Origin of the sequence: Actinacidiphila acididurans, assembly GCF_016918855.1 — a bacterium.
Classification (GTDB): Bacteria; Actinomycetota; Actinomycetes; order Streptomycetales; family Streptomycetaceae; genus Actinacidiphila; species Actinacidiphila acididurans.
In genome coordinates, this window is the sequence record NZ_JADKYB010000019.1 from 169,404 (window position 1) to 189,543 (window position 20,140).

Sequence of the window (20,140 nt, forward strand, 5' to 3'; positions counted from 1 at the left end):
CACGGGGTGGCCCAGAAGGCCGTGACTCAGCAGGGCGTGTTCAGCAGGCCGTGGCTCACAAGGCCGTGGCTCAGCGGGCCGTGACTCAGAAGCCGCCGTACGCCTGGAGCTCGTAGATGCTGCCGCCGTTCCAGCTCGACGCCGTGACGGTCAGCCGCAGGTAGCGGGCGGAGACGGGAGCGGGGAGGAAGGAGTAGTCGGCCGAGGAGGAGGTGTAGTTCGCGGTGTGGTCGTCGAAGGTCGACCAGTTCGTCCCGTCGGCGGAGTACTCGAGCAGGTACTTGTAGCCGCTGGGCTTCTCGAAGGTGGTGACCACGCTGGAGACCGAGGTCACCGAGCCGAGGTCGACCTGGATCCAGGACGGGTCGGGCAGGCCGAGACCCTGCGCCCACCGGGTGGACAGATCGCCGTCCACCGCGAGGTCCGGGGTGTTGGGCTGCGAGAAGGAGGACACCGTCACGGCCTTGTGCAGGGCCAGGTCGTTGTCCGCCGGCATGGTGATGGCCGCCGCGGGGCTGGGGTCGGAGGCGTTGAGCGCCGCGTCCCTGGCCACGACCGTGAAGGAGTACGCCGTCCGGGGCGTCAGACCCGTGACGCGCAGGTGGGTCTGGGTCTGGTCGGTGACCGCGATGCGCTTGCCGTCCTGGTAGACCTCGTAGCTGGTCACGCCGGTGTCGTCGGTGGCGGCCGGCCAGGTCAGGTCGAGGGCGCTGGGCAGCAGCGGGGTGGCGGTGGGCTGCCCGGGCGCGGCCGGCGGGGTGTGGTCGGTGCTGGGCGGCAACGGCGTGCCGTAGACCTGGAGTTCGTAGATGCTGCCGCCGTTGGAGTTGGAGCCGGTGACGGTCAGCCGCACATAGCGGCCGTCGGTCTCCTGCGCGGCCGGCGAGTAGTTGGTCTGCGCGGTGGTCGCCGAGCCGGTGTGGTCGTCGAGGGTGGTCCAGTGGACCTCGTCCGGGGAGACCTCGATCTTGTACTTGTAGCCGTTGGCCTTCTCGAAGGTGGTGATCGCGCCGGTCACGTCGTACTGCGCGCCGAGGTCGACCTGGATCCAGGACGGGTCGGGCAGGCCCAGGCCCTGCGCCCACCGGGTGGACAGGTCGCCGTCCACCGCGAGGTCCGGGGTGTTGGGCTGGGAGTACGAGGACTCGGTCACCGGCTTGTCGAGCGCGAGGTCGGTGCCGGACGGCATGGTGACGGTGAGCGGCGGGCTCGCCGGGGACTCGTTGCCGGCCGCGTCGCGGGCGGTGACGGTGAAGGTGTACGTGGCGCCGGCGGTCAGGTCCGGGATGCGGACCGAGGTGCCGGTCGAGGCGCTGGCCAGCTTGCCGTCCTGGTAGACGGCGTAGCCGGTGACGCCGGTGTCGTCGGTGGCGGCCGGCCAGCTCAGGTCGGCGACCGTCGGGAAGTCGGTGACGGCGCTCGCCTTGCCCGGCGCGGTCGGCGCGGTGCGGTCGGTGACCACCGGTCCCGGGTCCAGGTGCTGGTACGCGGGCTGGAGGCCGGCGTTGTCCACGATGGAGGCGGGCAGTTGCTCGCAGCCGTCGACCGTCGGGTTGTGCCCGATCGTGTCGTTGGTGCTGTTGAACTGGGTGCTGAAGGCCGGCTGCGTGGTGAAGTTGCCGTCGGCGGTGATGTCCATGCCGTGGTTGAGCAGCAGCCACTGGTAGGCCACGTTGCAGAACGCGTTGCCGGTGGTGTGCCAGTAACGGCTGCCCTCGTCCTGGTAGATGGCGCCGTAGGCCGGGGGCGGGACGTCGGAGACGTAGTTGCCGGAGACCACGCCGCCGGGGTTGGCGCTGAGGGTGTAGATGGCACCGCCGTCGGCCTGCGACTTCATGATGTCGTAGATCCGGTTGTCGCTGACGACGTTGTCACGGCTGGTGGTGGGGGTGTTCCAGACCGGGACGCCGGAGTTGCCCGGGTAGTTGCTGTCGCCGCCCTGGTCGGTCAGGCCCCAGCCCCAGCCCACCGAGATGCCGCTGTACGGCAGGTCGTAGACCTTGTTGTGGGTGATCACCGTGTGGTCGGTGTAGCCGGCGAAGATGCCGAGCGAGCCGTTGTACTGGTCGGCGACCTGGGTGACCACGTTGTTGTCGACCGTGGTGTCCTTGGTGATGTCCCGCGGGTCGCTGGGGTGGGCGTCGATCACGTCGGTGCCGCCGACCTGGATGCCGGTGCCGGCGATCTCCTTGAAGACGTTGCCCGTGATGTCCGACCCTTGCGTGCCCGTGTTCAGGTTCAGGCCGACCGCGCCCAGGTGGGTGAAGGTGTTGTCCTGGAAGCCGATGTCGTGCCCGAAGCCGACGTTGACGGCGCCGGGGGTCTTGACCCACTTCAGCCGGGTGGAGTCGAAGTCGGGGTTGTCCGAGCCCACGATGCGGAAGCCCGCCTGGCCCTCGATCAGGCCGTCGCTCGAACTGGGGGCGAGCCAGGTGGAGTACGAGAAGGTGATGCCGCGGAAGGACACGCCGGTCACCGGGTGGTCGGCGGTGCCGTTCACGTCGACCAGGTCCTGCACGCGCGGAATGGTCACGTCGGCGGTGGCCAGGTCCTGGCCCTGCTTGGGCATGTAGTAGAGGTCGCCGGCGGACTTGTCGAGATACCACTCACCGGGGGTGTCCAGCAGTTCCTTGGCGTTCTCCAGCCAGGTGGGGTTCTGGATCTCCTCGCCCTGGTGCAGGTTCGCGTTGTGGAAGCACGGCTGCTGGATCGTCATCGTGTCGCCGGATATGGACTGCACCGGGCAGCGCATCAGCATCCAGCCCCAGGCGCTGACCACTTCCATGTCCGACTGGTTCCTGTACGCGTCCAGGCTCGTGTCGGTGATCTTGTAGCCGGTGGCGGTCTTGGTGAAGCCGGCCGGGTTCTTCCCGCTGCGCGCCCGGGTCTCGAGCTCGCCGTTGACCCACAGCTGCCGGGTGTCGACGTTCCCGACGTGGGCCTTCCAGATGTTGTGCGTCTTGTCGTCCAGGGTCCAGCCGCTCACCTGCGAACCGCCGCTGACCACCGGGTGGGCGCCGGGAGCGGCCTCGTACACGATCCGGTGGCCGTTGGTGCCGGAGTCCTGGCTGCTCAGGGTGAAGGTGCTGGTGAGCCGGTACGTGCCGGAGGCCAGCTCGACGTGGATGTCGCGCTGCATGTCCTGGTCGATGGACCGCACGAAGTCACGGGCCTCGGTCAGCGTACGGAAGGGGTGGTCCGCGGTGCCGGCGCCGGTGTCGAAGCCGTGCTGCGGCGACACGTAGACGTAGCGGACGGGCGGGGCGCCGGCGGTGGTGGCCTGGGCGTGCACGGCGGTGAGCGGAAGTGCCGCGGCGGCCAGCGCAAGGACGGCCAGCGCGCTGCTTCTCCGGGGTCCTCGTCGGGGTCTCTTTCGGGACGTCACGGAGTGACGCGTGGAGGGTGTGGACACGGAAATCCAATCGCCTTCGGGGGTCCCCCGGCGGGGCCGGGGAGCGGAGGTGAACGGGCGGCGGTCCGGGACAGCCCGGACCGCCGTGGCAATTGACGGCTCAATTCCCCGTGGTCCCCGCCGGGACGGCGCACGTCAGGATGCGGACGTCCGCGGCGGGGAAGTGTTCACGGCCCCGGCGTCGCGCACGGGGGCGGGCGCCGGCTGCGGCGCGGTCTCGGAGCGGCCGGCGACGTTGAACAGGCGGTCGCGGATACGGCGCTCGAACTGGTGCTGAGTGGTCGCGATGTGCTCGGTCATCAACTGCGCGGCCCGCTCCGGCTCACCGCCGGCGATGGCCTCGGCGATCGCCACGTGCTGGCGGCCGGCCACCTCCAGCGAGCCGGGCGCGTCGCCGTGGAAGAGCAGCACATCGGACTGTGCAGCTAAACGCCGCACATTGCCGACGCTGGAGCGCAGGAAGACGTTGTGCGCGGCGGCGCCCACCGCGTCGTGGAAGTCGGCGTCGGCCTTGGCGAAGGAGTCGATGTCGTCGGCGCGGCCGGCGTCCAGGGAGCCCGACGCGCTCTCCCGGATGGCCCGCACCTCGATCGGGGTGGCCTGGGTCGCCGCCCGCCGCGCGGTCTCGGACTCGATCACCGAGCGGTAGTCCAGGAGCATCAGGACGTGCTCCATGCTGGTCGGCTGGAAGTGCGCGAGCTGGTCGTCCGCCAATCCACCCGGCGACTGCGCCACGAAGATGCCGGCGCCCCGCCGTACGCTCAGCCGGCCGATCGCCGCCAGCACCTTGACCGCTTCCCGGGTGACGTTGCGGCTCGCGCCGAGCAGGTCGGCGAGGCCCGCCTCGGTGGGCAGCCGGTCGCCCGGGCGCAGGCCCTGCTCGGCTATGTAGCCCAGCAGTTGTTCGGCAACCAGTTCGTACCCCGGCCGGTAGCGGCTCTCCGTCGCTTCACCGTCCTCCGACGGAGTTCTTCGTTCCTCTGGCACGGGGGTCGACCTCCTGGCTCGATGTGCTCGATTAATCAGGTTCATCTGGGCGGCAACTATGACACCGGCGTTTCGGGAAGGGAAGCCCTCGGATGAATTTCCTTGTTCTCGCTGGTGCAAAACGGTGTGAGCGTGGGCAACTTGGACGCGATCCCCCTGATTCATTGCCGGGGAAGGCATCAGATGTCTATGGTCCTTCCGGCACGAGGAGCCGCCACGGACCCGAATGAGTCAGATCATTCGTCACAGGCGTCCCGGCGGTACGCGGGCACGCGGGTACACGCCTGCGCGCCACGACTCCCGACTCTCGGCAAGGAGCTGAAAGGTGCGTCTCGACGCAGATCACTACGGGTGGGGCCGTACGGTCCGATGCGGGGCCGGCGCATGACGCCCGGGGTCATCGGCCGCACCCGGGTCCGGGTCGGGCCGCTCGGCTTCGGCGCGGCGCCGCTGGGCAACCTCTACCGCCCGGTGGACGACGCCACGGCGGCGGCCACGGTGGACGCCGCCTGGGAGGAAGGCGTGCGCTACTTCGACACCGCGCCGCACTACGGGCTGGGGCTGTCCGAACGGCGCCTCGGCACCGCGCTCACCGGCCGGCCCCGGGCGGAGTTCGCCGTCTCCACCAAGGTCGGCCGGCTGCTCGTGCCCAACCCCCGCCCCACCGGCTCCGACCTGGCCTCCGGCGGCTTCGCCGTCCCCGACGGCCTGACCCGCCGCCTCGACTACACCCGCGACGGCGTGCTGCGCAGCCTTGACGCGAGCCTGACCCGGCTCGGCCTGGACCGCGTCGACCTCGTCTACGTCCACGACCCCGACGACCACATGGAGATCGCCCTGCGCGAGGCGCTCCCCGCCCTGGCCGACCTCCGCGACCAGGGCGTCATCGGAGCGGTGGGGGTCGGCATGAACGCCGTCGAGCCACTGCTTCGCGTGGTCACCGAGTCCGACGTCGACGCCGTGATGGTCGCCGGCCGCTGGACCCTCGCCGACCGCTCGGCCCTGCCGCTGCTCGACGCGTGCGCGGCCCGCGGTGTCTCCGTCGTCGCCGCCGCCCCCTTCAACTCCGGCCTCCTCAGCCGTCCTTGGCCCCCCGACGACGCCTTCTTCGACTACGGCCCCGCTCCCGCCCCCCTCCTCGCCCGCGCCCGCGCGCTCGCCACCCAATGCGAGCGCCACGGCACGGTCCTCCCCCACGCCGCGCTCCGCTTTCCCCTCCGCCACCCCGCCGTGGCGTGCGTCGTCGCGGGCTTCCGCACCCCCGCCGAAGCCCGCTCCGCCGCGCAGTGGGCGGCCCACGACCTGCCCACGGCCACCTGGCAGGCCCTCGACGCGGTCGCCCCCTGATCCGGCCCTTACGGCAGGACGGCGACGTCGTGCCCATCGTGGGTCGGATTCAGGTGATACGCCCTTCCGCCACCGGGCAACCGCTCGGCGGCGACCAGCCGGCACTTCGGAGCACGGCCGAAGGAGTCGAGGACGGGCAGGGACTCGGTGGCTGTCCCGGTGCCACGTCTGACGGTGACGGTGACGGAGCCGATGATCACGGCGGGATACGCGAAGGCGTAGACATGGCGTTGCCCGGCGGCCATGTCGGTGACCCGGTGAAATCCGATCCGTACGCCGTCGCAGGTGATGCTCTCGACGGTCTCGTGGTCGGCCCCGAAGACGACGTCGAGATCGTGTCTGACCATGGCGTGCAGTTGGACGATGCGAGGTGCCCCGGCCAGAGGCGGGCCTCCGGGGTCGACGTCGCAATCGGTGGTGCCGGTGCCATCGAGCGTCGAATCGGCGAAGCACAGCCGTCGGTCCGCGGTTTCCCACATGAAGACGGCGCCGTAGGGATCCGCCAGGGCGGTGATGGGGCCCGGCGCACGCGGTGCGTCCCGGCCCTGGGCCGCCGACCGAGCGAGCACGCGCGCTCTCGCCACCCGAACCACATTGTCGACCGTTGTTTCCCCGCTCCGGGAAGTGGCCGAGGCCCCCTGCGGCGCGGATCGCGGTCCCGGCCCCGCGGAACACGCGACGACGGGCACAAGCGAGCCGAGCGCCAGGAGAATCCCGCCCACGACACGTAACCTGCGGCCACTGCGCACGCGATCGCCGGTGCGGCGCCATTTCCATCGCCCTGGCATGCGCGCAGTCCTGACCATCCCCACGACCCACCCCCGATTTGTGTCGTATGCCAACAAGACGACGAGAGCGGGTGATTGGTTGTACTGCGTCCCGGAGCGGGGAGGGCAACCCGCCGGTGGCCCGCACACGACAGCAACTGCCCCTTTGGGCCGGTGACGACCCGCGGCCCGGTAGTGGGCTTGTCGCGCCCACGCGGCGCCAGCCGCATATTGATTACAGTCCCGCGCCCCTTGGTTCTCCCGGCGAACCGCACCCCTGTGGAATGCGGGCTCGCCCGGAGCGCCCCAAAGGGGCGCGGGGAACTGCGCGAGCAACCACCCACTGCCGGTGGCCCGGACACGACAGCAACTGCCCCTTTGGGGCGGTGACGACCCGCGGCCCGGTAGTGGGCTTGTCGCGCCCACGCGGCGCCAGCCGCATATTGATTACAGTCCCGCGCCCCTTGGTTCTCCCGGCGAACCGCGCCCCTGTGGAATGCGGGCTCGCCCGGAGCGCCCCAAAGGGGCGCGGGGAACTGCGCGAGCAACCACTCACTCCCGGTGGCCCGGACACGACAGCAACTGCCCCTTTGGGGCGGTGACGACCCGCGGCCCGGTAGTGGGCTTGTCGCGCAGTTCCCCGCGCCCCTGGTTTTCCCGGCGAGCCGCCCGCCGCCAGGCGGGCCCTGGGTACACGCGGCGAACCCCCGCCCGCCAGGCGGGGCCCACTCCCGGGGGCTTTCCCGGGCGGACCGGCCCGCCGCCGGGCGGGCCACTCCCCGCGGGCCCCTTGCTTCTCCCGGCGAACCCCCAGAATCACGCGTTCCGCCATGCGTAGGAAAAATCACCCTTCGCCCCCTCCCGAGCGCCGGACCGGGTGAACGTGGTGCCCCTACGCTCGGGGCTCCGCGGCCCGGGGAAGCCGCGGAATTCACAGCTACGGGCGGCGGATGACGCGCGCCCGAGGGGGGTTTCAGCGTGGTCACTTCGTTGCGCCGGCATGCCGTAATGGCGGTGGTCGGCACAGTCATCAGCGTGCTCGCGGGGTTACTGGTGTACGCGCCGGCCGCCGCCGCGGGCACCGCGCACTCCACGTCACGGCCGGGCGCGCCGCTGCGGCACAGCTCGATCACCAGGGGCCGGCCGGCCGCGCCGGCCTCCGCGCCGGTGATCCGCAAGGTACGGGACAGGACCGGCGCCATGGTGGCGCAGGCCGCGCCAAGGGCGGCCGGCCCGGGCCCGGTGCGGCCCGTGCTGATCACCTTCTCCGAACTGGCCTACGGCACCTCCGTGTCGGACCAGTACGCGCCGGCCGGCATCGTGTTCGGCGGCGACGCCCCGTTCATCACCGGCGACGGCTCGAACCCGACCAGCCCGGTGCTGTCCGGCTCGCCGCTGTTCCAGGGGAACATCGACGGGACGTTCGTGCAGCCGGACGGCACGGCCCGTACCGTGTCCGGCTTCAGCCTGGACGTCGGCTACATCGACAACCCGGGCTCCATAGAGATCGACGCGATCGGCGCGAACGGGAACGTGCTGGAGACGGTCTCGGCCAACCAGCTCGGCATCGTGCGGGTGAACGTCAACCTGCCCGGGATCGCGGGGTTCGAGGTGCACGCGGTGGCCGACGAGTCGGCCGGATTCGCCATCGACAACGTCTCGTTCCCCGGCTGGGGAGCCGCGAACGGCGGCGGCCCGGCGACCGACGAACAGGGCGGCGCGACCAACCCCAGCGAGCACCCCACGACCTGCTTCACCGCGGACCCGGTGAACTGCGCCACCGGTGACTTCTTCCACCAGTTCGACGACGTGTCGGTGCCCGGCCGCGGCGTGCCGCTGGACCTGTACCGGACGTACGACGCCGAACGCGCCGCCGCCGACGGCCCGTTCGGCAACGGCTGGACCTTCTCGTACGGCATGACGCTGACCACCGGCGCGGACGGCTCGGTGGGCATCAGCCAGGAGAACGGCAGCCTGGTCACCTTCAGCCCGGACGGCAGCGGCGGCTACACCGCCGGGTCCCGGGTGCTGGCCGGCCTGACCCAGGAGGCCGACGGGACCTGGCAGTTCACCCGCCGGGCCAGTGGCGACACCTTCGTCTTCGACGCGGCCGGCCGGCTGACCGCCGAGAGCGACCGCAACGGCGAGACCACCAGCCTCAGTTACGCCGACGGGCACCTGTCGACGGTCACCGACCCGGCCGGCCGCACCCTCGGCTTCGCCTGGAGCGGCACCCACATCGTCTCCGTCACGGATCCGATGTCCCGCACGTACGGCTACGCCTACGACGCCGACGGCAACCTGCTGACGGCAACCGACCGGGCGGGCCGGGCCTGGCACTTCGGCTACGACGCCGCGCACCTGCTGACCACGATGACCGACCCGCGCGGCGGCGCCGTGCACAACACCTACGACGCGCAAGCCCGCGTCACGGACCAGACCGACCAGGCGGGCCTGACCACGCACTGGGCGTGGAGCGGCGACCCGGCCTCCGACGACGGCGCGGTCAACGCGGTGACGGACCCGCACGGCGCGGTCACCGTCTACGCGTACAGCGACCTGGAGCTCGTGTCCGTCACCCACGGCGCGGGCACGCCCGCGGCGGCGAGCACGTATTACGCCTACGACCCGGCCACGCTCGGCCGCACCCAGATCGTGGACCCGGACGGCGCCACCACCACCAACAGCTACGACGCCGACGGCAATCTGATCAGCAGCACCGACCCGACCGGCGCCACCACGAGCTACGGGTACAACGGCGCCGACCAGGTGACGTACCGTCAGTCGGCCATGAGCCAGTGGACGTGGTACGAATACGACGGCTCCGGCAACCTCACCCGCACGGGGTACGCGGACGGCAGCGGCGACACGTACGCGCACGACGACCCCGCGCACCCCGGTGACGTGACCGCCCTGACCGACCCGGACGGCCGGACGCGGGAGGTCACGTACGACAGTTACGGCGACATCGTCTCGGTCACCCGGCACCCGGACGCGACGACCGCGCAGACCACGGTCTCCCGGTACGACGCGGACGGCGAACTCGTCTGCACCGTCTCGGCCACCGCGCACGCGGCCGGCGCCGACTGCCCGGCGGACGGCTCGCGCGCCCCGCACACCGCCACCTCCACGTACGACCCGGACGGGCTGCTCACCGCGGTCACCGACCCCAACGCCGGCCGTACGCAGTACGGTTACGACGCGGACACCAACCGGACCGGGGTGACCGACCCGAAGGGCAACGTCACCGCGACCGAATACGACGCCGACGGCCGCACGCTGACCGTCACCAAGGGCGCCGGCGGCAGCGCCCCGTCCGTCACCGCCACCGCGTACGACATCGCCGCCGGCGCCGACGGCTGCACCGGCACCGACGTCCTGTACTGCACGGCCACCACCGACGCGAAGGGCGCCCGGACCGTCGACGGCTACGACGCCCGCGGCGACCTGGTCCTCACCGCCCGCCCCGGCGGACACACCACGCGGTACACGTACGACCTGGCCGGCCTCCGCATCACCCGTACCGACCCGGCCGGGCGCACCACCGACTACGGCTACGACGGGGACGGCCGCCCGCTGTCCGTGCACTACCCCGACGCGGGCACGCCCGACGTCGCCTACGCCTACGACCTCGACGGCCACCGCACGTCGATGACCGACGGCACCGGCACCACCGGCTACACCTACGACGGCCGCGGGCGCCTGTCGTCCGTCCAGGACGGCGCCGGTCACTCGGTGGGCTACGACATCGACCCGGCCGGCGACCTGGTCGCCATCAACTATCCCAACGGGCAGACGCTCCAGCGCTCGTACGACGGCGCCGACCGCCTGGCGTCCGTCACGGACTGGAACGGCCTCGAGACCACCTTCGGTTACGACGCGGACGGCAACCCGACCCGCACCACGTACCCCAACGGCGACACGGTCGCGACCGCGTACGACGCCGCCGGCCAGGAGAGCGGCACCGCGGTCAGGAACGCCGACAACTCGGTGCTGGCCTCCGTCGGTTACGCGCGCGACGCCGACGCCCTGGTGACCGCCGAGACCGACGGCGGCGCGCTCACCGGCAGCACCTCCTACGCCTACGACGACCAGAACCGGCTGACCGCCGCGCACGGCGCGTCCTACGCGTACGACAAGGCCGGCAATGCCACCGGCTTCGCGCAGGCCGTGCAGTCCTTCGACGCCTCCGGGCAGCTCACCTCCGCCGTCACCGGCAGCACCGGTACGAACTACGGCTACGACGCGAACGGCGAGCGCACCTCCAGCACGCCGGTGCTCGACACGGCGACCCATCTGCTGGGCGCCGCCACCTCCTACGGCTACGACGACGAGGGGCGCCTGACGTCGGTGACGGCGCCGGTGCCCACCGTCACCAAGGTCGCGCCCGCCTCCGGCCCGGCCGCCGGCGGCACCGCGGTGACCGTCACCGGCACCGCGCTCTCGCAGACCACCGCGGTCGCCTTCGGGCACACCGCGGCCGCGTTCAAGGTCACCGGCCCCGGCACGCTGACCGCCACCGCGCCCAAGGGCACCGGCACGGTCGACATCACCGTGACCACGCCCTACGGCACCACCGCGGTCACCGCCGCCGACCGCTTCACCTACCTGCCGGCCCCTGCCGTCACCAAGGTGTCGCCCACCACCGGGCCCACCACGGGCGGCACCAAGGTGACGGTCACCGGCAGCGGCTTCACCGGCGCCACCGCCGTCCTGTTCGGCACCAAGGCGGCGAAGTTCACGGTCACCTCCTCCACCGTCCTGACCGCGACCGCGCCGGCCGGCACCGGCACCCTCGACATCCGGGTGACCACGCCGAACGGCACCAGTGCGGCGTCCGCGGCGGACCGCTTCGCGTACTTCCTCACCCCGGCCGTCGGCAAGGTCTCCCCGTCCGCCGGGCCGCTGCGCGGCGGCACCACCGTCACCATCACCGGCACCGGCCTGAGCGGGGCGAGCGCCGTCCACTTCGGCTCGGTGGCGGTGCGGCCGACCGCGTCCACCGCGTCCACGGTGACCGTCAAGTCCCCGGCGCACGTGGCCGGTCCGATCGACGTCACCGTGACCACCGCCCACGGCACCAGCCCCAAGGTCACCGCCGACCGTTTCACCTACGACGCCCAGCCCGTCGTCACCAAGGTGAGCCCGGCCTCCGGGACCAGGGCCGGCAACACCACCGTCACCGTCACCGGCCGCAACTTCACCGGAGCCACCTCGGTGCACTTCGGCAGCCGGGCCGGCACCAGGCTCGGCGTGTGGTCGTCCACCAGGATCACCGTCCGCTCGCCCAGCGGCACCGGGACAGTCGACATCACGGTGACCAGCCCCGGCGGCACCTCCGTCAAGGGCCGGGCCGACCGGTTCACGTACACCACGCCCACCCGGCGGGCTTCGTACGCGGCCGCCGCGCCGCGCGCCGTGGGGGCCGCCGACCCCGTTCCCGGCCCTGGGCAGACCCGCTACACGTACGACGGCGACGGCCTGCGCACCGCCAAGACGACGGCGGCCGGCACCGAGGAGTTCGTGTGGGGCGCGGGCCCCGACGGCGCGCAGCTCCTGGCCGACGGACCGGTGAGCTTCGTGTACGGGCCCGGCGGCCGGGTGATCGAGCAGATCAGCGACACGGGCGGCCCGTCCGCGTCCGCCTGGTACTTCACCGACGCGCTCGGCAGCACCAGGGCGCTGCTCGGCCAGGACGGTTCGGTCACCGCCACGTACGGCTACGACGCGTACGGCAGGACCGTCACCCACACGGGTACGGCCACCACCCCGCTGCGGTTCGGCGGCGGCTACACCGACGCCGAGACCGGCTTCGTGCTCCTGGTGCAGCGCTACTACGACCCGGGCACCGGCCAGTTCCTCACCGTCGACCCGGCCGTCGCGCTCACCTTGAGCCCGTACGCCTACGCCGACGGCGACCCGGCCAACCTGATCGACCCCAGCGGCCTGTGGGGTGTCAACCCGGTCTCCTGGGTGGTCGACCACGCCGGTGACATCTCCGCGGTCACCGGCACCCTCGCCGTCGTCATCGCCCCCATTCCCGGCTTGGACGTCGCCAGCCTGGTCCTCGGCGGCATCTCGGTGGCCACCGGCGCCATCGCCACCGCCAAGGACATCCACGACGGCAACTACGTCCAGGCCGCGGTCGACGGCATCGGCACCGTGGTCGGCGGCGCCGGCTTCGGGGTGGACCTCGCCGCCCGCGGCCTCCAGGGCGCCGCACGCGCCGCCTGGGACGCCGGCGCCCCCGTCCTCGACCTCGCCCGCCAGGCCGAGACATGGGAACGCCGCGGCACCCTCATCGACCGCGCCGCCGCCGGCCTCGCGGATTTCGGTGACTGGACCGACCACGAGAAGCTCTTCGAGCACGAGAAGACGGACTGCTGAGCCTTTCTCTCCTTGAGGCTGAGGGGGCGCCGTCCCAGGACGGCGCCCCCTCAGCTTTCGCCTTCGGCCGACGGCTCGGGCAGGCCCAGGGCGCTCCGTACGCGGGGTACGTCGGCCGGGGGCAGCGCGAGGTCCATCCGGCCGAGCTCGGAGTGGAGGCCGAGGATCAGCATGTCGCCATTCACGAACCAGGATTCGTGGGCGGTGGGACGCCGTTCGTCCAGCAGCCGCACCCGGCCGCGTTTCAGCGTCAGTTGCTGCCTGGTGGTCCGGGCCTGCCAGCGCACGGCATCCTTGTCCAGCTTCAGCGCGCCCTGCCGCCACGTGCCCGGACCCGCACCGGGACCCCCGCGGACGGCGCAGGGCACGAGCGGGTTCTTGCCCCGGGCGAACCGCCGGGCGCGCGCCTTCTCCCGCCACATATTGAGGAGCCCGGTCATGCCGTCCGCCAGCACCGCGGAAAGGAGTTCGCTCACCGTTCCCCGTCCTGGGTCGCGCGTACGTGGGCCCACCCAGCAGCGAGCGGCCCGCCGAGCGTACCGGGGCCGCACGTGGCGGAGTGCGGTTCGGCCGGAGCGGTCAGGGGCGCGGGGCTGTGCTTGTTGTGCGGCTGGCGCCGCGTGGGCGCGACCAGCCCTCCCCCAGAGCCCTCGGCCTGGGAGGTACCCCCACCGTGGCGCACGTCGCCACCGGCCCGAAGGGGCAGTTGCTGTCGCATCGGGGCCACCGGCCGACGGTGGCTGAGCGCGCAGTTCCCCGCGCCCCTGCGGGGCGCTCCCGGCGAACCCGCTCTCTGCGGTGAGCCGGTGCGCCGGGCTTGGTCCAGGCGTCACGTCCGCCTGGCGGTTGGCGGCACGCCCGGAGTGCTCAGGGGCGCGGGGCTGTGCTTGTTGTGCGGCTGGCGCCGCGTGGGCGCGACCGGCCCACCGCCACGCCGCAGGTCGCCACCAACCCCCCGCCTGCAAACTCGCCTCGGCAAGCGACGCTGTGTCTACCTCGCCACCGCCACCGCCGCGGCACTGGTGATCCGGCTCCGCTCGTAAGCGTCAAGATCAGTCCTCATGCGTCTTCCGGCAGGTGAAAGTAGACGGTGCCCGACCACCAGGGGCCGTGCTCGGTCATCTCTGACCACCCCATCAGCACGTCCTGGATCCCCGCCGGGCCCAACGCCTCGATGCTGTCCGCCAGCCGTCGCAAGAGGGCCGGAACGCTGTCACAGCCGGAGCCGGCGGGGTTGGCCTGCGAGAAATGGCGTACGGTCCAATGCGCCGGAGTGTCGCTCACGGACTGATCGTAAGAGCCGCCAGCACCTGGTCAGCAGCCAATTTCCGGACCGGGTACGTCAGGTCCCGGGCGGTCGGGACCGTGATCGACCGGACAGGTCCTGATCAGGCCTACCCGGGTCCGCCTGGCAGCGGGGCGGTGCACCGGGGATACGTCCATGGGGCGAGCCGGCTCACACGAGGACGGCCCGCCCCCTACCCTGGCAGTGACGAAGCTGCAAGGAGGGGCAGGGCCGTGACGTCTTCAGACAGTACGCCGGACCCGTACGCACACCCGCTGGTCTTCGGTCAGCGGCTGCAGATTCTGCGCACACGCCGGGGCATCACCCGGGACCAGTTGGGCGGTCTTCTGGGGCGTTCCGGCTCGTGGGTGAAGGCAGTGGAGACCGGCCGGCTCAAGACGCCGAAGCTCGACGTGATCCTGCGGATTGCCGAGGTCCTGCGGGTGCGGGATCTCGCCGACCTCACGGGCAGCCAGACGGTGCATGTGGAGTTGTTCGCGGGACCCGGGCATCCCAGGCTCGCCGCCGTGAAGGCCGCCGTGGATGCCTACCCGGTCAGCTCCCGGCACGAAGCGCCGTCGACCGCGCACCTGCGCGCCCGGCTCGATCACGCGTGGGCCGCACGTCACAAGTCGCCCAACCATCGAGAAGTGGTAGGGGCCCTGTTGCCGGACCTGATCCGGGACGCGCAGGCAGCGGTCAGGCAGTCCGTCGGGGCGGTGCAACGCCGGGCGGCGCAGGCGATTCTCAGCGAAACGTATTCGCTGTGCCAGTTCTTCGTCGCCTACCAGCCCGATGCGGCGTTGCTGTGGCGGGTGGCCGAGCGCGGTCTGGTCGCCGCGCAGGAGAGCGAGGACCCACGCGCCATCGGTCTGGCAGCGTGGCTTGCCGGCCAGGCGCACCGTGACTCCGGCCCCGCCCACTTCGACGCGGCGGACGCCGTGAACCTGGAGACCCTTGCGTACCTGACGCCCTTGCTGCCGGACGCGCCGGACGAAGTGCTGGCCATCGCCGGTGCGCTGACGTTCGAGGCCGGATACACGGCTGCGCGTCGGGGCGAGACGGGTACGGCATGGCGGTACTGGGACCGGGCCCGCGCCATGGCCGAACGCCTCCCCACCGACTACTACGACCCTGTCACGTCGTTTTCGCAGGCCATCATGGGCGCGCATGCCGTCACCGTGGCCGTCGAACTGCACGCGGGCGGCGAATCCGTACGGCAGGCCGCGGCGGCGGAGGCGGCCGTCATTCCGTCCCGTCCGCGCCGGGCACGTCACCGCATCGAGGAGGCACGCGGCTACCACTTGGACGGCCAGCCCGACGTTGCCCTCGCCACGTTGGACAAGGCGCACGAGGCCGCCCCGGAGACGATCAAGTACAACGGGTACGCGAAGCGGATCGTGCTGGAGGAAGCAGAGTCCAGGGACCCTGCCCGCCGGCAACGGGCGTCCCAGCTCGCCGTGAAGATGGGCATCCTGGCGGCGTAATCAAGGGGGCACAATCCGTGCCCATGGCCTGTGGCGATCACTCGTAGCGTCATCTGCCAACAGGACCCCCGCGACCGCGCTGCGAGCGGCCCGGGGGCGTGGCCAACGCCTACGAGGAACGCTGACATGCACGAGCTTAACCGCCGCCCGCTCGGATGCCCGGGGGTCGAGTGATGACCCCCGGTACGCAGCCGGCCCTGGCCGATGACCGCCCACTGATCGTCGAGAGGACGTGGCCGCCCGCTCCCCGCTCCGCGGGCAGGGCACGCCGTGTCCTCGCCGATCACCTCTGCGCCTGGGGGTTGCCCCAGCTCACGGACAGCGCCGCACTGGTCGTGTCCGAGCTGGTCACCAACGCCGTGAACCATGCGCACCCGCCGCACGGGCACCTGATCTTCACGCGGTTCGAGCGGCTGGAGTGCGGGGTGCGGATCGAGGTGCACGACGTGTCCGAGGCGAAACCGGAGCGTCGGGAGGCGGCCGTGGACGAGGAGTCCGGGCGCGGCCTGCTCCTGGTGGAGGCCCTGACCGGCGGACACTGGGGAGTCAGCGACCGGAACGGCCCCGGAAAAACAGTCTGGGCCGTGTGCGCCGACGGTGACACCCACGACGCCACCGTGGCGGTGACCCAGTGACCACGACGAAGGCCCGTACCTGGACCGTCACGACCACCAGCGGGCTGACGATACGCGACCACCTGCCGGCCTGGGCCGACAACGACCCCAGCCGCGAGGACGTCCGACCCGAACACCTCGATGCCGCCCTGGCCGACGTGATCCTCGAAGCCGACGCGGGCGGCTTGGTCCTCCCAGTCGCCCACGGCCAGGACCGGGCCGAGCAGACCGCCGTACTGGCCGTCACCATCCGCTGCGGGCCGTAGTTGATGGGCGGCGCGCGCAGCGGCCACCGGCCGGTGGTCCGGAGACGGCAGCAACTGCCCCTTCGGGCCGGTGGCGACCCACGCCACGGTGGTCGGCTGGTCGCGCCCACGCGGCGCCAGCCGCATATTGACAACAGCCTCGCGCCCCTGAGTTCTCCCGGCGAACCGCCCGCCGCCAGGCGGGCCTTGGAGATCCCCGGGCGAACCGGGCCCCTGCGGAGTGCGGGTTCGCCCGGAGCGCCCCGAAGGGGCGCGGGGAACTGCGCGAGCAACCACACACCCGCCGGTGGCCCGGACACGACAGCAACAGCCCCATCGGGCCGGTGACGACCCGCGCTGCGGAACCCCCGCCGCATATCAACTACAGCCCCGCGCCCCTGGCTGCTCCGGGCGAACCGCCCGCCGCCAGGCGGGCCCTGGCCACCCCCGGCGAACGGCACTCCGTCAGGTCATCCGGTGAGCGCCTCCAGCAGGGTGCGGGCCTGCTGAACGGCCGGGTGACCCTCACCGAGGCGGGTGGCCGCGCGGCGCAGGACGTCGGAGAGGGCTGCCCTGCCGTCGGGCTCAACCGCGGCCAGCAGGGCGTGGGACAGCTCGAGGCGGAGAGTCAGGGGATGCTGCGCACCGAGGAGGGCCCGGGCTTCGTCCAGGAAGGCGGCCAGCTCCTCGCGGACGAGGGGCGTGGCGTGGCTGCGGCCGGGGTCCGCCTCCCAGCGCTGGACGCGCAGGCCCAGGTTGCGGGCCATGGCGCGGGTCGCTTCCCGTACGGTCTGCGCGGGCTCCGGCACCACGGCCGTGGGCGAGCCCGCACGTGCGCTGAGGCCCAGCACGAGGGTGCCGCCCGTGCTCGTGGCGTGTTCGCGGACCAGTTCCCGGGCCAGGGGCGGCAAGGTGGCGGCCGAACCTTCCGGGGTGTCGGGCCGAAGCGCCGCCGCGACCTCCGCCGGGGTGGGGCGGCCGGCCGGGTCGGGGCGCAGACAGTGGCGGACGACGCGGTCGAGTCCAGGGGGCAGGCCGGCGAGGTCCGGGGCGCCGGTGCAGACCCGTATCTTCACCTCCCACGCCCCGCCGTCGCCCCAGGGACTGCGGCCGAGGGCGAGTTCGGCGAGCATCGTGCCGAGAGAGAAGACGTCGCTGGCCGGGGTGAAGCGAGGCTCCTCGCGGAGCTGTTCCGGCGAGGCGTAGCGGTAGGTGCCGGCGAAGCCCCGGCGGGGCTCGGTCAGCCGCTCGATCTGGGCGATGCCGAAGTCGATGACCCGGGGACCGTCCTCGGTGAGCAGGACGTTCCCTGGTTTGAGGTCGAGGTGGACGATGCCCTGGCCGTGGATGGCGGTCAGGGCACCGGCGATGCCCGCGCCGAGGACACGTACCGTCTGCTCGTCCAAGGGGCCGACCCGCGCGAGTTCCTTCAGCGAGGGCGCGGCCACGTAAGGGACCGCCATCCAGGGGACAGGGCCGTCGGTGTCGGCGGCGACCACGGGCACGGTGAACCGGCTCTCGACCCGGCGCGCGGCCCCCACCTCGTGCGCGAAGTCCTCCCGCAGGTCGGGGTCGACCGCGTGCCGCTCGTGCAGCGTCTTGACGGCGACCATGATCCCGTCGGCGTCCTGGCACAGGTAGACCCGGCCGAAGCCGCCCTCGCCGACGAGTTCCAGCACGGTGTACGGGCCGAAGGCCGCCGGGCCGTCGGCGGCGCGGGCCGGCTGGGCCCGCTTGACCTCCACCCAGCCGTCGAGCGCCTCCGCGTTCGGGTTGAACGGCATACGGCCCCTCGGGACGACGGGCTCCGGGCGCGGCTGCTCCTCGGGGTCGACGACGACCTGTACGGGCCGCGGCTCGCCGCCCTCGAAGGCCGTGCCCTCCAGAGCCACGGTGCCGTCGCCCTGATCGGAGGCGTGGACGTACGGCAGCGCGAGGCGTTCGGCGAGGTCCGCCTCGCCGGGCGCCGGGCGGCGGCCGGCGCGGGCGGCGTAGAGGGCGACGGCTTCCAGGCCCTGTTCGGCCAGGTCCTCGCGCAGGGCCGCCCACTGCTCGGGGCCGAGTGCGTCCGGGCCGAAGCCGCCGACACGGTCGCGCAGGGCCCGCACCCGGGTGGCGGCCAGAGCGCCGGCCGGGCGGAGGAGCAGCCCGAAGGCCGTACCGGGAGCGGCGGTCACCTGGCCGGCCAGCAGCTCGGCGGCCGGCTCGGCGAGGCGCACGATCTTCTTCGCGGCGGCCCGGGTCAGCTTGTCCCGCTGCGCGACCAGATTGTCGTAGTCGGAGGTGCCGGGGCCCTCGCCGCGCAGCGCCATGCAGTCGAGCACCCGGCCGTAGGCCTCGCTCGCCTCGGCCGCGTCGCCGGCGGTGACCGCAGCGGCGGCCTGCGCGGTCCACGCGTCGAGGGCCTGCGAACTGGCCACGCCGTACAGGTACTCGGACATCTCGGCGACCCGCCCGTACATCCGGCCGGCCCGGCGCGGGTCGCCGCTCAGCCCGATCTGGTGGGCCACGACGATCAGGTCGCGCAGGCTGTCGTGGCCGCGGTCGTGGCCGAAGGGCAGGTCCCCGGCGAGGGCGGCGTAGCGCTGCCGGGCGACGGCGGCGGACTGGTGCGTGGGGCCGAGTTCGCGCTCGGTGATCTCCAGCATGCGGGTGTACGTGCGCAGCGCCGACGCCGTGTCGCCGCCCTCCTGCTGCCAGTAGGCGGCGTTGCACAGCAGGTCCATGGCGGTCTCCATGCGCCCCTCCCGCGCGGCCTCGGCATGCATCTCCGCGTAGCGGCGGGCGGCCTCCTCGGTGCGCCCGGACCGGCCGTACCAGTGGGCGAGCTGGTGCCGGGCCAGCACGGTGTCCTGGTGCCGCGGGCCCTGCTGGGCCTCCCGGTCGGCCAGCAGCCGGGCGAACATCTCCACGGCCTCGCCCGGCTGCCCGGACTCGCCCGTCCAGTGGGCGAGTTGGTGCCGCAGGCTGAGCAGGAGCGGGTCGTCCGGCGGCCTGACCGCCCGTGCCGCGTCGACCATCGCGCGGTAGAGGCTCACCGCCTCAGCGGGCCGCCCGGCCCGACCCGCGGCTTCGGCCAGACCGCTGAACTCGACCAGGCTTGAAACGCCCGCACCGGGCGTGCCTGCGTCGGTGCCATCCGGCCCAACCGTCCCTGAATCGACCGATGTCGGGCCGCCCGCTGCCGTACGGTCCGCCGTCGGACCGGCCTCGCCCGTGCCCCGGTCCCGCCCGCCGGAACCGTCCTTCCGCCGCCTGACACCCCACCGCACAGCCCCACCCCCAAGGTCCCGCCCCGCGACCGCGAGCCGCCCCACAGCCACGGCCGGCCGTATGCCCGGCTGGACGCCAGGAGCGCCCCGCTCGGTTGCGCCCGGCCCGCCAGTTGCCGACGTGCCGTACCCGGACGGTACGCCCGGACCACCCGCACGTCTCCCGGGCCTGACCCCGACCGTGCCGCCGGAATCCGTGCTGCCGGCTCCGGCGCCAGGCCCAGGTCCAGCGCGTCGCCCAAGTCCGCCACCTCGGCCAGGCGCAAGCCGACCAGCACACCGCCGACCGCCTGTGCACCCCTGGCAATCGTCCGGCAGCACCCGCCCGCGCTCTCCC

The 20,140-nt window shown here is 72.6% G+C and carries 11 protein-coding genes; 5 read left to right on the forward strand and 6 right to left on the reverse strand.

Going from position 1 to position 20,140, the window contains the following annotated elements:
* Window positions 1-85: 85 nt before the first annotated feature.
* Entirely contained in the window at window positions 86-3,139 is a 3,054-nt protein-coding gene (locus ITX44_RS30010) for a discoidin domain-containing protein (RefSeq protein ID WP_236061982.1), read from the reverse strand.
* A gap of 408 nt (window positions 3,140-3,547) precedes the next feature.
* The gene (locus ITX44_RS30015; RefSeq protein ID WP_307795558.1) at window positions 3,548-4,399 is read right to left on the reverse strand and encodes a FadR/GntR family transcriptional regulator; all 852 of its coding nucleotides are present in this window, start codon (window positions 4,397-4,399) and stop codon (window positions 3,548-3,550) included.
* A gap of 384 nt (window positions 4,400-4,783) precedes the next feature.
* On the opposite strand from ITX44_RS30015, the gene ITX44_RS30020 reads away from it, so the two are divergent.
* A complete protein-coding gene (locus tag ITX44_RS30020; protein ID WP_205361010.1) occupies window positions 4,784-5,746 on the forward strand; it encodes an aldo/keto reductase in 963 nt (320 codons plus the stop codon).
* Window positions 5,747-5,754: 8 nt separating this feature from the next.
* Here ITX44_RS30020 and ITX44_RS30025 read toward each other — a convergent pair whose 3' ends face one another.
* Window positions 5,755-6,330 (reverse strand): hypothetical protein, encoded by a 576-nt coding sequence (locus ITX44_RS30025; RefSeq protein ID WP_205361012.1) that lies wholly within the window; start codon window positions 6,328-6,330, stop codon window positions 5,755-5,757.
* A gap of 1,197 nt (window positions 6,331-7,527) precedes the next feature.
* On the opposite strand from ITX44_RS30025, the gene ITX44_RS30030 reads away from it, so the two are divergent.
* Complete coding sequence (locus ITX44_RS30030; RefSeq protein ID WP_205361014.1) at window positions 7,528-12,900, forward strand: IPT/TIG domain-containing protein; 5,373 nt, start codon at window positions 7,528-7,530, stop codon at window positions 12,898-12,900.
* A gap of 50 nt (window positions 12,901-12,950) precedes the next feature.
* Here the strand turns inward: ITX44_RS30030 and ITX44_RS30035 are convergent, their stop codons facing one another.
* On the reverse strand, window positions 12,951-13,376 hold the full coding sequence (locus ITX44_RS30035; RefSeq protein ID WP_205361016.1) for a DUF2550 family protein: 426 nt from the start codon (window positions 13,374-13,376) through the stop codon (window positions 12,951-12,953).
* A 583-nt stretch (window positions 13,377-13,959) separates the two neighbouring features.
* The gene (locus tag ITX44_RS30040) at window positions 13,960-14,184 is read right to left on the reverse strand and encodes a hypothetical protein (RefSeq protein ID WP_205361018.1); all 225 of its coding nucleotides are present in this window, start codon (window positions 14,182-14,184) and stop codon (window positions 13,960-13,962) included.
* 276 nt (window positions 14,185-14,460) lie between these two features.
* On the opposite strand from ITX44_RS30040, the gene ITX44_RS30045 reads away from it, so the two are divergent.
* From ITX44_RS30045 to ITX44_RS30055, 3 genes are all read left to right on the forward strand, one after another.
* Window positions 14,461-15,672, forward strand: a complete 1,212-nt coding sequence (locus tag ITX44_RS30045) for a helix-turn-helix domain-containing protein (RefSeq protein ID WP_236061986.1) — start codon at window positions 14,461-14,463, stop codon at window positions 15,670-15,672.
* A 173-nt stretch (window positions 15,673-15,845) separates the two neighbouring features.
* The gene (locus ITX44_RS30050; protein ID WP_205361023.1) at window positions 15,846-16,307 is read left to right on the forward strand and encodes an ATP-binding protein; all 462 of its coding nucleotides are present in this window, start codon (window positions 15,846-15,848) and stop codon (window positions 16,305-16,307) included.
* Complete coding sequence (locus ITX44_RS30055; protein WP_205361024.1) at window positions 16,304-16,552, forward strand: hypothetical protein; 249 nt, start codon at window positions 16,304-16,306, stop codon at window positions 16,550-16,552. The genes ITX44_RS30050 and ITX44_RS30055 overlap by 4 nt, the downstream gene beginning before the upstream one ends.
* 449 nt (window positions 16,553-17,001) lie before the next feature.
* Here the strand turns inward: ITX44_RS30055 and ITX44_RS30060 are convergent, their stop codons facing one another.
* Window positions 17,002-19,569: a protein kinase domain-containing protein gene (locus ITX44_RS30060; protein WP_372441032.1), complete on the reverse strand. Its 2,568-nt coding sequence runs from the start codon at window positions 19,567-19,569 to the stop codon at window positions 17,002-17,004.
* Window positions 19,570-20,140: the final 571 nt, after the last annotated feature.